Source organism: Paraclostridium sp., assembly GCF_051657365.1.
Classification (GTDB): domain Bacteria; phylum Bacillota; class Clostridia; order Peptostreptococcales; family Peptostreptococcaceae; genus Paraclostridium.
Map to the genome: position 1 here is coordinate 1 of NZ_JBOFKN010000213.1, position 1,553 is coordinate 1,553.

At 36.3% G+C, this 1,553-nt stretch carries 2 protein-coding genes; one reads left to right on the forward strand and one right to left on the reverse strand.

Going from position 1 to position 1,553, the window contains the following annotated elements; genetic code table 11:
• Positions 1–266: hypothetical protein (locus ACRCYC_RS16675; protein ID WP_438620226.1), on the forward strand; the 266-nt coding region annotated here is incomplete at its 5' end.
• A 358-nt stretch (positions 267–624) separates the two neighbouring features.
• Here the strand turns inward: ACRCYC_RS16675 and ACRCYC_RS16680 are convergent.
• Positions 625–1,365: a hypothetical protein gene (locus tag ACRCYC_RS16680; RefSeq protein WP_438620227.1), complete on the reverse strand. Its 741-nt coding sequence runs from the start codon at positions 1,363–1,365 to the stop codon at positions 625–627.
• Positions 1,366–1,553 lie beyond the last annotated feature (188 nt).

The window sequence follows — 1,553 nt, forward strand, 5'->3', positions numbered from 1 at the left end:
TTGATAAGATTGCCACAGGAGAAAAATTATTAGATTTTGGAAGTGCTGGCATTGACAATATCAATGGCATTAGATGGCATGCAGTAGACCTTACATCATGCCCTGATACATACCTTGATGGCATTGATCCTGAACAAGGCAATTTCGGATTGATATCAGCCCTTTCACTTTGGCTAGAATTAGAAGAAAAAGGATATATGAACTCCAACAATCACCTATTTAATTCACGTAAAAATTTTATAGCTAAGCTCAATAATATAAAATAAAAGAAGCTGGATATTGCATTTCTGGCTAACATTTAGTTACCGGGGCATAGCGTAGCATGCTTGCATGCGCAGCGGTTTGAAATGGGTACAAAATTCGCGCAGCGAATGCCCATTTCAAAATGTCCCTGATTAACTTTTTGTTATATTAATTACACATTCACAATGAAGGAATAGTAAGCCCATTTACGTTACACCAGTTAGCAAACTTCATACCGATTTCAATACCAATATAAATCCAAAATATTGCTTTTCTAGACATACACATCTCCATCAGGTCAATGGATGCATAATGCCCAATAAACATTTTCATGTTCAGTACGATAAAACGGCTAATTTAACACCGAAAAAACACCATGACTTACTTGACTTTCATTGCAGTGTATGATTTTCGTATATTGATCGGCTCTTCATCTAGAACTGCTGCTACATAGTGAAAAAATGGATGACTATCCGATAATGTTATTCTGCACAGATTATCGTGTTTGCATGACAATACACTAACCCAGGCAAATTTAAGTAATTGTAGAACTTCATCTCGTGACTGTTTTTCTTTATATTTTTTCGCCACCGACTCAATAGCGGAAAGTAGATTACAGACACTAAACGTTGGTTTATTGTTAAAATGTTGTGCACTACGATAGCTAACTTCGTCTTTCATTCTACCTGCGCTATAGAAAGTAATGCCTACTGTGCGCAGAGCTGCATCTCTACGTTTTATAGTCTGGTTCTTTAAGTTTTTTACTCTAGTAAAAAAGACTTCAAAACTATCTAGAGAGCAACCATCATCTGATACCGAAACTGAATCATAGATGCTAGATTTTCCGATCTTCTCAAAGAATGACTGATTATCAAATCCTATTTTAACCTTACTTAAATCACTTATTGCATCATTTAGTTCATATAATGAGCTTGAGTACTCTTCTATTTGAGTCATGCATAGCTCTAACTGCTTATTACTTACGTTAGACTTTCCTTTATTAGATATCCAATCAATAACCCAAGTCGCGACTAAACATGTTCGCTCAACAAGTTCATCAAGAACATCAGCAGGTATACAGCCACATAGTTTTAACTTTGCCTTTAATTCATTCTCGTTCATAAGTACCGTTCATCGCGTGAATATAACTTCTAACTAAGGGGCATAACGTAGCATGCTTGCATGCGCAGTGGTTTGAAATGGGCGTAAAATTCACGTAGTGAATGCCCATTTCAAAATGTCCCTGTTGAGTTTTTTGTTAGCTGAAACCCCAAGGTAGCTAAAAACACTAGACTTGCCGACCAACTAAA